This is a genomic window from Brevibacillus composti (assembly GCF_016406105.1).
GTDB classification, from domain to species: domain Bacteria; phylum Bacillota; class Bacilli; order Brevibacillales; family Brevibacillaceae; genus Brevibacillus; species Brevibacillus composti.
This window is the reverse complement of record NZ_CP066308.1, coordinates 4,339,206-4,351,929: the sequence shown is the minus strand read 5'-3', so window position 1 is coordinate 4,351,929 and position 12,724 is coordinate 4,339,206. Positions and strand designations below refer to the sequence as shown.

At 57.1% G+C, this 12,724-nt stretch carries 14 protein-coding genes; all 14 read left to right on the top strand.

The window, feature by feature from the left end:
• The first annotated feature begins 45 nt into the window (after positions 1–45).
• The 14 genes from JD108_RS21615 (at position 46) to JD108_RS21550 (ending at position 12,712) form a co-directional block, all read left to right on the top strand.
• The gene (locus tag JD108_RS21615) at positions 46–1,245 is read left to right on the top strand and encodes a thiolase family protein (RefSeq protein ID WP_198827958.1); all 1,200 of its coding nucleotides are present in this window, start codon (positions 46–48) and stop codon (positions 1,243–1,245) included.
• Positions 1,246–1,265: 20 nt separating this feature from the next.
• Positions 1,266–1,706 (top strand): thioesterase family protein, encoded by a 441-nt coding sequence (locus JD108_RS21610; protein WP_198827957.1) that lies wholly within the window; start codon positions 1,266–1,268, stop codon positions 1,704–1,706.
• Between the two features lie 145 nt (positions 1,707–1,851).
• Entirely contained in the window at positions 1,852–2,679 is an 828-nt protein-coding gene (gene paaX / locus JD108_RS21605) for a phenylacetic acid degradation operon negative regulatory protein PaaX (protein ID WP_198827956.1), read from the top strand.
• Between the two features lie 120 nt (positions 2,680–2,799).
• Positions 2,800–3,678, top strand: a complete 879-nt coding sequence (locus JD108_RS21600; RefSeq protein ID WP_198827955.1) for a branched-chain amino acid ABC transporter permease — start codon at positions 2,800–2,802, stop codon at positions 3,676–3,678.
• Between the two features lie 2 nt (positions 3,679–3,680).
• A complete protein-coding gene (locus tag JD108_RS21595; protein ID WP_198827954.1) occupies positions 3,681–4,703 on the top strand; it encodes a branched-chain amino acid ABC transporter permease in 1,023 nt (340 codons plus the stop codon).
• Complete coding sequence (locus tag JD108_RS21590) at positions 4,700–5,467, top strand: ABC transporter ATP-binding protein (RefSeq protein ID WP_198827953.1); 768 nt, start codon at positions 4,700–4,702, stop codon at positions 5,465–5,467. The genes JD108_RS21595 and JD108_RS21590 overlap by 4 nt, the downstream gene beginning before the upstream one ends.
• Positions 5,468–5,486: 19 nt before the next feature.
• Positions 5,487–6,230 carry an ABC transporter ATP-binding protein gene (locus JD108_RS21585; protein ID WP_198830226.1) on the top strand — a complete coding sequence of 248 codons (744 nt, stop codon included), beginning with the start codon at positions 5,487–5,489 and terminating at the stop codon, positions 6,228–6,230.
• Between the two features lie 37 nt (positions 6,231–6,267).
• Positions 6,268–7,491, top strand: coding sequence for an ABC transporter substrate-binding protein (locus tag JD108_RS21580; RefSeq protein WP_198827952.1), 1,224 nt, complete (start codon positions 6,268–6,270; stop codon positions 7,489–7,491).
• Between the two features lie 106 nt (positions 7,492–7,597).
• The gene (locus tag JD108_RS21575) at positions 7,598–8,425 is read left to right on the top strand and encodes a methyl-accepting chemotaxis protein (protein ID WP_198827951.1); all 828 of its coding nucleotides are present in this window, start codon (positions 7,598–7,600) and stop codon (positions 8,423–8,425) included.
• A gap of 137 nt (positions 8,426–8,562) precedes the next feature.
• A complete protein-coding gene (paaA, locus tag JD108_RS21570; protein ID WP_198827950.1) occupies positions 8,563–9,531 on the top strand; it encodes a 1,2-phenylacetyl-CoA epoxidase subunit PaaA in 969 nt (322 codons plus the stop codon).
• 9 nt (positions 9,532–9,540) lie between these two features.
• Positions 9,541–9,891: a 1,2-phenylacetyl-CoA epoxidase subunit PaaB gene (paaB, locus tag JD108_RS21565; RefSeq protein ID WP_198827949.1), complete on the top strand. Its 351-nt coding sequence runs from the start codon at positions 9,541–9,543 to the stop codon at positions 9,889–9,891.
• Positions 9,892–9,906: 15 nt separating this feature from the next.
• Positions 9,907–10,740: a 1,2-phenylacetyl-CoA epoxidase subunit PaaC gene (paaC, locus tag JD108_RS21560; RefSeq protein WP_198827948.1), complete on the top strand. Its 834-nt coding sequence runs from the start codon at positions 9,907–9,909 to the stop codon at positions 10,738–10,740.
• A gap of 14 nt (positions 10,741–10,754) precedes the next feature.
• Complete coding sequence (gene paaD, locus JD108_RS21555) at positions 10,755–11,258, top strand: 1,2-phenylacetyl-CoA epoxidase subunit PaaD (RefSeq protein ID WP_198827947.1); 504 nt, start codon at positions 10,755–10,757, stop codon at positions 11,256–11,258.
• 29 nt (positions 11,259–11,287) lie between these two features.
• The gene (locus tag JD108_RS21550) at positions 11,288–12,712 is read left to right on the top strand and encodes an NAD-dependent succinate-semialdehyde dehydrogenase (RefSeq protein ID WP_198830225.1); all 1,425 of its coding nucleotides are present in this window, start codon (positions 11,288–11,290) and stop codon (positions 12,710–12,712) included.
• Positions 12,713–12,724: the final 12 nt, after the last annotated feature.

Sequence of the window (12,724 nt, the reverse complement as noted above, 5' to 3'; positions counted from 1 at the left end):
ATGCGAGGAGTAGGGAGAAGTCAGTACCTGATGGAGGAATCGGAGATGAACACACCTGTAATTGTAGACGCGATCAGGACGCCGATCGGCCGCTTTGGCGGCGGTCTGAAGGATGTGCGCCCGGATGATCTGGGTGCTCATGTGATCCGCAAGCTGCTGGAGCGAAACCCGATCGACCCCAAAAGTATCGACGATGTGATCTTTGGCTGCGCCAACCAGGCGGGTGAGGATAATCGCAACGTAGCGCGGATGTCGCTTTTGCTGGCAGGGGTGCCGGTCGATGTGCCGGGTGTGACGGTAAACCGTCTGTGCGGCTCCGGACTGGAGGCCGTGAACCAGACGGCCCATGCGATCAAGGCGGGCGCCGGTCAGGTGTACATCGCCGGCGGCACCGAGAGCATGACCCGCTCTCCGCTCGTGATGATGAAGCCGGGCACGGCTTTTCAGCGCGGCAACCAGCAGCTGGTCGACACGACGCTGGGCTGGCGACTGGTGAATAAAAAAATGGAAGAGATGTACCCGCCGATCAGCTTGGGCGAGACGGCCGAGAACGTGGCGGAGCAACACGGCATCAGCCGCGAAGATCAGGACGCTTTTGCGCTGCGCAGCCAGCAGAACTACGCCCGGGCGCTGGCCGAAGGAAAATGGGAGGCGGAGATCGTGCCTGTGGAGATTCGCGGACGCAAAGGGGAGGTCACTTTGTTTGACCGCGATGAGCATCCCCGTCCGGAGACGACCATCGAACAGCTCCAGAAGCTGAAGCCAGCCTTCAAAGCGGGAGGCACGGTGACCGCGGGCAACTCGAGCGGGCTGAATGACGGGGCCTGCGCCCTGCTGGTCATGGAGCAGAAAGCAGCCGAAGCAGCGGGACTCAGACCGCGCGCCCGAATTGTGGCTTCTGCCGTGGCCGGTGTCGATCCGTCGGTCATGGGGATCGGGCCGGTTCCGGCGACGCACAAGGCTTTGAAAATGGCAGGTCTGACGATTGACCAAATCGACCTGTTTGAATTTAATGAGGCCTTTGCGGCCCAGGCCGTCGCCTCTGTGCGTGAGCTGGGGGCGGATCCCGACCGGGTGAATGTAAACGGCGGAGCCATCGCGCTGGGCCATCCGCTTGGATGCAGCGGCGCACGGATTCTGACGACGCTGCTGTACGAGATGGAGCGCCGCGAGGCTCGTTACGGTCTGGCCGCCATGTGCATTGGCGTAGGACAGGGTATTGCCACGATTATTGAGCGGGTGTAAGCCATGAGGAGGCGGAAGCCTTGAAAAGCGGACTTGTGCCAGGTACGAAAGTAGAATTTTCCGTGACGGTAACAGAAGAGATGCTGCCCGCCTTTGACGGGGAGGTCGTCCATCAGGTGATGTCGACGGTCAGCATGATCTACTACATGGAAAAAGCGGGACGCTATGTCATCCTCCCCTATCTGGAGGAACATGAGGAAGGCTCCGGCTTCGGCATCAACATCAAGCATGTGGGTCCGGCTGTAGTCGGCCAGGAGGTCACATTTCGAGCGGTATGCACGGAAGTGACGGAAAAGCGGGTGGTTTGCGAGGTTAGCGCGCAGACCGCCCGCAACCTGGTCGGGCTGGGGACGTTCACGCAGGCGATCTTCAACAAGCAGGAGATTCAGCAGAGATTTCGCCAGCTGCGGGAAGAGATCGAAGCCGAAAATAATTCGGCAAGAAGTGACAGAAAAAATTGACTCTTGTGAAACGTTTTAATATAATAACGTTATAAATACGTAATACCTATTTTGTGACATATAAACTAGGTCGATTCACGTGCTTGCCGAGAATATGGTACAATTTCACCGCGATGGGATGAATCGATCTGGGGGTAGAAAATAAGTGAAGCCACAATCTATGCTTTTTACCATTTACGGTGAATATGTCCGCCATTACGGCAGTGAGATCTGGATTGGCAGTTTGACCAAGCTGATGGGAGAGTTCGGTTTATCGGAGCCTGCCGTTCGCGCTGCCATATCCCGGATGCTTCGTCAGGGCTGGCTGGAGTCGCGCAAAGTGGGGAACCGCAGCTACTATTCGGTTTCCGAGAGGGGCAAAAAGCGCCTGGAAGAAGCCGCTGCGCGCATATACAAGGTCGAGACTGGCGTCTGGGACGGAAAATGGTGCATTGCCAGCTACAATATTCCGGAAGAACGCCGGGCTCTGCGGGATCAGCTGCGAAAGGAACTGGGCTGGATGGGCTTCGGCATGTTGACCACCAGCACGTGGATCAGCCCCAATAATCTCGCCGACCATGTGAAGGAACTGACGGAGGCCTACGAGATCACAGAGCATGTGGAGATTTTTATGGCGGAGCACTTCGGTTGGAGCGATCCCAAACAGCTGGTGCAGAAGTGCTGGAACATCGAAGAGATCAACGAGAAGTACAAAGGGTTTATCGAAGCCTATCGTCCGCAGTACGAGGAGATGGCCGAAAGCCTCCGGCAAAACCGGGAAGTGGCCGACAGCTATTGCTTTGTAGAAAAGACCAAGCTGGTTCACGAGTACCGCAAATTCTTGTTTATCGACCCTGATCTGCCGCAGGAGCTGCTGCCCGAGGTCTGGCTGGGCAAGGAGGCGGATCAGCTTTTCCAAGATTACTACACGATGCTAAATCCAGGGGCAGTTCGGTTCTTCGAAACCGTCTATGAGGCAGCGCCGCAAAAATAGGGGAGGCCGAGAAAGAAAGCCCTAGTCCCATCTAGGGCCTTTCTTTCCAAGAATTTTCCAAATAATATAATGTAAGCGTTTTAGATGGGAAAAGCGAAGATAAGGGGGTCCAACACAGATATGACAGAATTGCTGCAGTATGTTGCAAACGGCCTCGTCAGCGGCGGCATCTACGCGATCGTAGCAGTTGGGTTTATCACCATTTACAGCGTCAGCAAAGTGATCAATCTGGCGCAGGGCGAGTTCTTGATGCTGGGCGGGATGATGACCGTCGCCTTGATCGGCATGAATATCCCATACGGAGCGGCCGCGCTGTTGGCGGTCATCGCGGTCACGCTGATCGGCGTGCTCATGCAAAAATACGTCATCGCCTATGTGAAGAAAGCTAATCCAATAAGTTTGATAATTCTGACAATCGGTATCTCTACATTGATCCGCGGGGTGGCCAGCTTTATCTGGGGCAAGGATGCCTTTGCCCTGCCTCCCATCACGAGCAATGAACCGATTTCCGTCGCTGGCGTCAACATTGCCCAGCAAAGCATCTGGATTCTCCTGGCTGTACTGATTATTCTGCTCCTGCTCTGGTTTCTCATGGACAAAACGATTTTGGGCAAAAAGATCAACGCCTGTTCGATCAATCCGATGGCCGCACGGCTGATGGGCATCAGTCCCGCGAAAATGAGCATGCTGGCTTTTGCGATCAGCGGCGCCACAGGGGCAATCGCGGGGATCGTGATCGCTCCGCTGAGTGTCACCTCCTACGACATCGGCGTCTTGCTCGGCATCAAGGGCTTCTCCGCCGCGATTCTGGGAGGGCTGGGAAATCCGCTGGGAGCGGCAGTGGCTGCTTTCCTGCTCGGTATCGTAGAGTCCCTGGGTGCAGGCTACATCAGCTCAGGCATGAAAGACGCCATTGCCTTTCTGGTGTTGATCGCCGTGCTGTTGATCAAGCCGTCCGGCATCTTTGGTGAACGCAGCGTAGGCAAGGGAGGGTTGTAAAGATGCAATGGATCAACAAATGGGGGAAAAGCTTCGGCATCTATCTGCTATTCGTGCTCATCTTTCCCTTTATCATGCCGGATGAGTACTACCGTTCGGTCGGCATCATCATCGGTCTTCACGCCATCGTCACCATCGGTCTTTGTCTGGTGATGGGGCTTGCCGGGCAAATCTCGCTGGGGCAGGCTGCCTTTTGGGGAATCGGTGCTTACACGTCGGCCGTGCTGACGACCAAATACGGGCTGCCTCCGCTGGTGGGTTTGATCGCTTCGGCGATCCTGCCCGGGCTGTTCGCCTTTATCCTGGGCCGTGCGATCGCCGGTCTGCAGGGCTACTATCTGGCGATGGCGACGCTCGCGTTTGGCTATATCGTGCAGATCGGCATCACCGAGTGGGAGCCCGTCACAGGCGGGGCCAACGGGCTGATCAGCATTCCGTCCGTACCCGTCTTTGGCGACAGTGAGCTCTCCATGTACTACCTGATCTGGGGTGTCGTCACCTGCGTCTTGCTTTTCTCGCTCAACCTGCTGCACTCGCGGGTGGGCCGGGCTTTCCGGGCGATTCACAAAAGCGAGATCGCCGCGACTTCGATGGGGATCGATGTGCGCAAATTCAAGCTGAATGCCTTTGTCATCAGCGGCATGTTTGCCGGTATTTCGGGCGGCTTGTACGCCCACTACATGGGAATTCTCGACCCGCAGCCGTTTGGACTGCACGAGTCGATCAAATTTTTGACGATGGTGGTCATCGGCGGAATGACGAGCATCTGGGGGGCCTTGGTCGGCACCGTCCTGATCAATTCCATCAGCGAAGGGCTGATCATGCTGAGCGAAGTCATCCCCGGCCTGCAAGGCGATTTCGATACGATCGTGTTTGGCGCCATTCTCGTCTTGATCATCATGTTCATGCCGGAGGGGATCGTTCCCCGCATCCGGGCGGCCTATGAGAAGTCGGCGGCGAAAAAGGCCAAGGCCAACCAGGCGCAACAGTCGGAGCAAGTGGTGGAAAGGAAGGCGGCGACATGACAGCTCTGCTTGAGGTACAACAGCTTTCACGCGATTTTGGCGGCGTCCGGGCCGTGAATCAGGTGGATTTTGACGTGCGCCAGGGAGAGATCCTCGCGCTCATCGGCCCCAACGGCGCGGGAAAAAGCACGGTGCTCAATATGGTGTCGGGCGTCATCCCCCCGTCCGCAGGGGAGATCCGGTTTGACGGCAAGCCGATGGCAAAAGTGCCGGGCCACGAATACGCCGGGCTGGGCATTACGCGCACCTTTCAGAATTTGCAGACCTTTGATGACATGACCGTGCTGGAAAATGTCATGGTCGGCATGCATACCCGGACCCGCTCCAGCCTGCTCGCCTGCGGGATGAACCTGGGCAGCTCCCGCCGCGAGGAACAGGAGATGCGGGAGCGGGCGCAAATCTGGCTGGAGCATGTCGGTCTGGCCGAAGAGATCTCTTCGCTCGCGGGGAGTCTGCCCTATGGCAAGCTGAGGCTGATGGAAATCGCCCGGGCGATGGTGGCCGGACCCAGGCTGCTGCTCCTGGATGAGCCGGCGGCGGGCTTGAACCATACCGAGACAGCCGAGATGAGCCGAATGTTTCAGGAAATCCGCGCGAACGGAACGGCCATCCTCCTGGTCGAGCATGACATGGACATGATCATGACGATTGCCGACCGCATCGTCGTGCTGGATCAGGGAGCGAAGATCGCGGAGGGAACACCGCGCGAAATCCAGGAGAATCCGCGTGTCATCGCGGCGTATCTGGGAGATGACGAAGAGTGAGACAGGCGGGGGTGACGAGATGGAGAAAGCCATTTTGCAAGTAGAGAACGTGACGGCGCGCTACGGCCCCGTCGAAGTTCTGCACGGGATCAATCTGCAGGTAAAAGAAGGAGAGGTCGTCTCTCTGCTCGGCTCCAATGGAGCGGGCAAAACCACGCTGCTGAACTGCATCTGCGGCCTGCACAGCGCCAAGGAAGGAAAGATCCGGTTCCGCGACGAGGATATCACCGGCGTGCCTGCTGAGCTGATCGTCGGCCGGGGGATGGCCCATGTGCCGGAGCGTAGGCAGATCTTCTCTACGCTGACCGTGGAGGATAATCTCTGGCTGGGCGCATCGCACCGGATGCCCAAGACCGGCAAAAAAGAGATCGCCAAAGAAATCGATACCGTCTACCAGCGCTTTCCCATCCTGGCTGAACGCAAATGGCAGCTGGGCGGGACGCTCTCCGGCGGACAGCAGCAGATGCTGGCCATCGGACGAGCGCTGTTATCGCGGCCGAAGCTGCTGCTCCTGGATGAGCCTTCACTGGGACTGGCGCCGCTGATCGCCAAAGAAATCCTGCAAATTGTGCAGGAGATCCGCTCCGAGTGGGGGACGACCGTTCTCCTCGTGGAACAAAATGCGCGGGCGGCACTGGCGATCTCCGACAGAGCCTACGTGCTCTCCACCGGAACCGTCATGCTGGAGGGAACGGCTGACGAGATCCGCAACGATTCACGTGTGCAATCCGCCTATCTGGGCCATGCTCATGAAGCGGTTTGACCTATACATGAAAGCAAAAAACCAAGGGGGATTTACCATGCAAAAGAGAAAGATGAGCAACTGGCTGTATCCGTTGGCACTCGCTTCCCTCGTCCTGCTCAGTGCCTGCGGCGGGGGCGCGAAGCCAGCCGCTGATGCCGGAGCCGGACAAAATGTCGGCGCGGGACAAAGTGCCCCGGCTGCCGAGGCCAGCAAAGATCCGATCAAGGTCGGGGCGATCTTCTCCTTGACCGGTCCGAACAGCCCGCTCGGCGTACCGGAGAAGCAGGCCGTCGAGATGCTGGTCAAAGAAGTGAATGCCGCAGGCGGCGTGGATGGGCGTCCGCTGGAAGTCATTTTTGAAGACGACAAGTCGGACAACACCGAAGCTGTGAAAGCGATCAAGAAACTGGTATCCAAAGAGAAGGTTGTCGCGGTCCTGGGCTCCTCCGGAAGCGGCCCGTCACTCGGGATGGCTGAATTCGCCCAAGCGGAAAAACTGCCGATGATCTCCATGGCAGCAGCCGACCAAATTACCAACCCGGTGCGTCCCGGCATCTTCAAAACACCTCACACCGATGTGCATGGTACCAAACGCGTCTTTAAATATCTGAAAGAAAAAGGCATCACCAAAATCGCCACGCTGAACGACAGCAATCCGTACGGCAGCGGCTGGACGGCACAGATTCAAAAATATGCGCCTGAATACGGGATCACCATCGTAGCCGAAGAAAAGTACGGCACCAAAGACCCGTCCATGAGCTCCCAACTGACCAAAATCAAAGGGACCGATGCCCAAGCGCTGATCATAGCAGGCACCAACCCGGGGCCGGCGACGATCGTCAAAGAAGCCAAGCAGCTGAATCTGAACATTCCGATTATCAGCAGCCACGGTTCCGCCAACAGCAAGTTCCTGGAGCTGGCCGGCGATTCGGCCAATGGCGTCCTGATGGTAGCGGGCAAACTGCTGGTGCCGGACCAGGTAGATCCAAACGACCCGCAGGCCGCGATCATCAAGAAGTTCGTAGACGGTTACAAAGCGGCTTACAATACGGAGCCGGACGGTTTTGCAGGTTACGGCTACGACGGTCTGAACCTCTTGGTCGAAGGCCTGAAGCAAGCAGGAGGCGATGCATCCAAGCTGGGCGAAGTGCTGGAAAAAGTGAAATACGTAGGGGTAACCGGTGAGTTTGCCTTCTCCGCGGAAGATCACAACGGTCTGACGGAAGACAGCATGATCATGGTCGAAGTGAAAGACGGCAAATTCCAGATCATTAAATAGCCTGCAAAAGATACGACACGGCAACCTATACGGCTGTTCTTTCCGCGAAAGGATGGATGCGGAGGGAATAGCCGTTTTCGTGACCAGATGCGAGGAGGGTACGAACATGTCTCATTTGCTGGAAAGTATTTTGACCGTTGCGCCCATTTTGCAAAAGGCGTTTTTATTCGATTGCATGGTCGGGGTTACGGACAGAGAAAAATTTTTGGCCTATTATCCGGCACCGGGGTTACATCTGGGGATCAAGGTGGGCGACCCGCTCCGTCCGGGTAGCATCAATGCCACGGCAGTAGCGGAGGGGCGGCGTGTCGTGCGCAAAATCAGCAAAGAGATATACGGAATTCCCTATGTCGCCGTAGGCTATCCGATTATGGAAGGCGGACAGGTAGTCGGGTGCCTGTCGACGGGTGTCACCACTGAGCAGGAGGACCGGCTGCGGGAGATTGCGGAGAATCTGACCGGTGCGCTAGGAGATATCGCACTGCATACCGAGAGCCTGGCCAAAGAAGCGGACTACCTGGCCCAGGCCTCTCACACGCTGAGCGACACGGCGGCGCAGATGGAGAGCAAGATTGCGGAAACCTCCCAGATTAACGACCTGATCCGCACGATCTCCACGCGCTCCAATGTGCTGGGCCTCAACGCGGTGCTGGAGGCGGCACGTGCGGGAGCAGCCGGACGCGGTTTTTCCGTCGTAGCGGAAGAAATCAGGCACTTATCCCAGACCACATCGACGTCCGCCAAGAGCATTTTCCGGATCCTCGATGAAATGAATCAACTGGTCGGCGTGGTTTCCGCGGAAATGGAGCGAACATTAAACCACAGCATCGAGCAGTCCACGCGCATCCAGGAGCTGTACGCCGTCATGCAGCGGCTGCGGGACATGGCGGAACAGCTGAAGACAGCCGCGGCAACCACTGCGTATGAGGAATAACCGCATCCAAAATAAAGCATGAATCAAATGAAAGTTGCGCCTATTGCGAAAACGTATGACGGTATGTTATTATAACGTTACAAAAACGTATTATAAAAAATTCATTGATCATATCGGCATAAAGGAGGGCTTACTCCATGCAAGCACAAATTGACCGTTCTCATTTGACAGAGGAAGAAAAAATGGAAGCGTTTTTGGCGCGGATCGACCGCGGCGAAAAAATTGAAGCAGACGACTGGATGCCGGATGCGTACCGCAACCAGCTGATCAAACTGATCTCGATGCACGGCATCAGCGAAATTATGGGAGCGCTTCCGGAGAAGGAGTGGGTCCCGAAGGCGCCGACGCTGCGCCGCAAGCTGGCGATCATGGCGAAGGTACAGGACGAGATGGGTCACGGGCAGCTCCTGCTTCGGGTAGCCGAAGACCTGATGGCCCCCCTGGGCAAGACGCGCGAAGACTTGATGCAAGATCTGTTTGCCGGCCGGCTGAAGTTTCACAACGTATTCCACATGGAGGCGCCCACCTGGGCAGATGCCGGCGTGATTGGCTGGCTGGTAGACGGGGCGGCGATCATCACCCAAACGATGTCGCTCGACTCCTCTTACGCTCCCTACGCCAGAGCCCTGCATCGTATCTGTGCGGAAGAGAAGTTCCACGCGCAGCACGGCGAGAGCATCGTACTGGAGCTGGCCGAGGGAACGGAAGCTCAGCGACAAATGCTCCAGGAAGCGATTACGCGCTGGTGGCCCTCTCTCCTGATGTTCTTCGGACCGCCGGAGAATGGCGTGATCACGAGCAACCAAGAGATGAACATGCGCTTTAAAATCCGCTCGCAGACAAACGAAGAGCTGCGTCAGGCATTCCTGAAGAAATACGTCCCGCGGATTTTTCACCTCGGATTTACGCTACCGGATGAGACCATCCACTTTGATGAGGCCGCCGATCAATGGGTGTACCAACAGCCTGATTGGGAAGAGTTCAAGCAGATTGTCAAAGGAAACGGCCCTCGTTCGGCCCATCGACTGAATTTGCGGCAGATGTCCTACGAAGAAACCAAATGGGTGCGCGACGCCATCATGTCGTACGGCCGCCAAGCAGGGTAGGTGAAGGAAATGAGCATGGATACACAGGCAAAAGAGAGTTTTTTCATCTATGAAGTATTCAGTCAAAAAAACGTAAGCAGCTCGTTTGTGCATCAATTCAGCCTGCTTGCGCCAAACGCCGAGGTAGCGCTGGCCATGGCGCGGGAGAACTTCCTGCGCCGCGAGCCTTGCTTCAACCTCTGGGTGGTCAAGCGGGATGACATTCACGGCCTGGCCCCCGAGGATCGTCCGCTATTGGAGCGCCTCGACAACAAGAGTTACCGGGAAACCAAAGGCTATGGAGATCTGCAAGCCAGATGGCGGACCCATAAGGAAAAATACGAAGAACAGCAGCAGAAACGTGCAACAAGCGGCAGCTGAGAAGGAGGAATCAAGATGGGCGACCTTTTACGGGTAGAAACAGTAGAACAAGCAAAACAGAACCGGGAATACGCGCAGGCCTTGACGGATCTCCTGTTCCAGCTTGCCGATGACGATTTTATTCTCGCGTATCGCGGGTCGGAGTGGCTCGGCCTGGCCCCCCATATTGAAGAGGACGTAGCCTTCTCCTCCATGTCGCAGGACATGATGGGCCATGCGGTTATGTTTTACGAAATGCTGGAGGAGCTGGGTGTGGGCAAAGCAGACGACCTCGCGCAGCTCCGCGAAGCCAAAGATTTCCGCAATGCCATATTGGTCGAGCGGAAAAACGGGACGGGCGAATACAACGACAATCCCCATTACGACTGGGCCTATGCGATTGTCCGCAGCTACGTATACGGGCTGCACAAGCTGGTCCGTCTGGAGGCGCTGCAGAACTCCTCGTATGTGCCGCTCACGCTGGTCAGCCGCAAGATGCTGACCGAGCACCGCTATCATCTGATGCACTGGCACGTATGGCTGAAGCAGCTGGCGAACAGCACGGATATCGCCCGCCAAAAGGTAGAGGCTGCGGCCCAAAAAGTATGGGCGGATGCGGGTGAACTGAGCGATCTCGGACCCAATGCAAAGAATATCGCGCGCTTTGGCCTGATTGCCGGCGAAGAGCTGCTCCGGCAGAAGTGGGTAGCCAAAACCAAGGACGTATTCAAAAGCGCAGGCCTGGAATGGCCGGGCGAACCGGGCAGACCGGAGAAGCGCGGTCGCGCCGGAGAGCATACCGCAGATCTGACAGTGGCACTGGGGACTTTGTCGGAAGTGTATCGCATGGATCCAGCCGCGAGCTGGTAAAAGGGGTGATCCGCATGACGCAAGACATCAATAAGCGACGGGAAGCGGCATGCTGGGAACTGCTGCAAGAGGTAAAAGATCCGGAGATCCCGGTGATCAGCATGGTAGAAATGGGCATGATTCACCGGGTGCGGGTGGACGACGGAGTGGCGCACGTTGAGGTGCTTCCCACTTTTGTCGGCTGTCCGGCGCTGGAAATCATGAAAAAGAACATCACGGAAAAATTGGTGGAAGCAGAGGGGATCTCGGGTGTGCAGGTGCAATTCGTCTACGATCCCCCGTGGACATCGGACCGCATCGCCGTCGAGGCGCGGGACAAACTGCGCAGCTTTGGAATCGCTCCCCCGCCGCTTGATTTCAAGGCGGGCGACGAATGGAAAGTGGTCTGTCCGTACTGCGATTCACCGTATACACAGATGGAGAATCTGTTTGGCCCTGCAGCTTGCCGCAGCATTTTGTACTGCCGGCACTGCAAGAATCCGTTTGAAGCCTTGAAACCAATCTATTCAGGTGATTGAAAGGAGCGAGTGTCGTGGAGAGCAAGCAAATGTATATCAATGGAGAATGGGTTTCCGCTGAAAGCGGGGAGACGGTGGAGATCGTCAATCCGGCTACGGGAGAGATCGTCGGGGCGGCCGCTTTCGGCGACGGCCGCGATGCCAAGAAAGCAATTGACGCTGCGCACGAGGCATTCGCAAGCTGGTCCCGCCTGACAGCACGCGAGCGTTCCAAGTATCTGACCAATCTGGCCGAGCTGGTGAGAAAGAGCCGCGACGAGCTGGCCGGCATCATTTCTGCCGAGATGGGCAAGCCGCTGGGCGAAGCCAAAGGCGAGGTGCTGGGCGCTGCGGACAACTTCCTCTGGTACGCGGAAGAAGCGAAGCGGGTCTACGGTGAAACCATCCCCTCATCCCTGGCCAATAAGCGCATCATGGTGCTGAAGCAGCCCGTCGGTCCGGTCGGCGCGATCACCCCGTGGAATTTCCCGGTCAACATGGTCGCCCGCAAGATCGCTCCCGCCCTGGCAGCAGGCTGCACCGTCGTGCTGAAGCCGGCTGAAAGCACACCGCTGTCTGCGATTCGCCTGTTTGAGCTGATTGAGCAGGCTGGATTCCCGAAAGGCGTGGCAAACCTCGTCATCGGCAAACCGGAATCGATCGGCCAGGAGTTCATCGACAATCCGAAGCTGAGCAAAATCGCCTTTACCGGCTCCACCCGCGTCGGCAAACTGCTGATGGAGGGCGCCGCCAAGCATGTGAAACGCGTCAGCATGGAGCTGGGCGGTCACGCGCCATTTATCGTCTTTGCGGATGCGGACCTGGATGCGGCGGTCAAAGGGTTGTTTGAGAGCAAATTCCGCAACTCCGGTCAAATGTGCATCTGCACCAACCGTCTATACGTGCATGAGGACGTGGCAGACGCATTTACGGAGAAATTGGTGGAGCGCCTCAAGCAGACCAGGGTGGGCGACGGCCGTCAGAAAGAGACGGAGATCGGTCCGCTGGTGAACGAGCGGGCGCTGAACAAGGTCCTGGAGCACATCGAGGACGCCAAGGCCAAAGGCGGTCAGGTCGTATACGGCGGTACCCGGTTGACGGATGGCGAGTACGCCAACGGCTTCTTCTGCGCACCGACGGTCATCACCGGTGTGACAGATGAGATGAAAATCTCCTACGAAGAAACATTTGGTCCGGTGGTGCCGATGATTCGCTTCACGGATGAAGCGGAAGTGGTGCAAAAGGCAAATGACACGCGCTACGGTCTCGCCGCGTATGTCTACACCCGCGACAATGCCCGCTGCTTCCGCATGGCAGAGCAGCTGGAGTACGGCATCGTCGGCATCAACGACGGTGCGCCGACCCAGACCCAGGCGCCATTTGGCGGCTTCAAGGAGAGCGGAATTGGCCGCGAGGGCGGACATTTCGGCATGGATGAATACCTCGAGACCAAGTTTGTTTCCTTTGGTTTGTAAGCCGGGTTAGAG

What these genes read in the sequence shown, in the direction of transcription:
- paaC (WP_198827948.1), top strand. Translation starts at nt 9,907, where the DNA reads ATGGGCGACCTTTTACGGGTAGAAACAGTAGAACAAGCAAAACAGAAC.
- JD108_RS21585 (WP_198830226.1), top strand. Translation starts at nt 5,487, where the DNA reads ATGGAGAAAGCCATTTTGCAAGTAGAGAACGTGACGGCGCGCTACGGC.
- JD108_RS21600 (WP_198827955.1), top strand. Translation starts at nt 2,800, where the DNA reads ATGACAGAATTGCTGCAGTATGTTGCAAACGGCCTCGTCAGCGGCGGC.
- JD108_RS21550 (WP_198830225.1), top strand. Translation starts at nt 11,288, where the DNA reads ATGTATATCAATGGAGAATGGGTTTCCGCTGAAAGCGGGGAGACGGTG.
- JD108_RS21580 (WP_198827952.1), top strand. Translation starts at nt 6,268, where the DNA reads ATGCAAAAGAGAAAGATGAGCAACTGGCTGTATCCGTTGGCACTCGCT.
- JD108_RS21615 (WP_198827958.1), top strand. Translation starts at nt 46, where the DNA reads ATGAACACACCTGTAATTGTAGACGCGATCAGGACGCCGATCGGCCGC.
- paaA (WP_198827950.1), top strand. Translation starts at nt 8,563, where the DNA reads ATGCAAGCACAAATTGACCGTTCTCATTTGACAGAGGAAGAAAAAATG.
- JD108_RS21575 (WP_198827951.1), top strand. Translation starts at nt 7,598, where the DNA reads ATGTCTCATTTGCTGGAAAGTATTTTGACCGTTGCGCCCATTTTGCAA.
- paaD (WP_198827947.1), top strand. Translation starts at nt 10,755, where the DNA reads ATGACGCAAGACATCAATAAGCGACGGGAAGCGGCATGCTGGGAACTG.
- JD108_RS21595 (WP_198827954.1), top strand. Translation starts at nt 3,681, where the DNA reads ATGCAATGGATCAACAAATGGGGGAAAAGCTTCGGCATCTATCTGCTA.
- JD108_RS21590 (WP_198827953.1), top strand. Translation starts at nt 4,700, where the DNA reads ATGACAGCTCTGCTTGAGGTACAACAGCTTTCACGCGATTTTGGCGGC.
- paaB (WP_198827949.1), top strand. Translation starts at nt 9,541, where the DNA reads ATGAGCATGGATACACAGGCAAAAGAGAGTTTTTTCATCTATGAAGTA.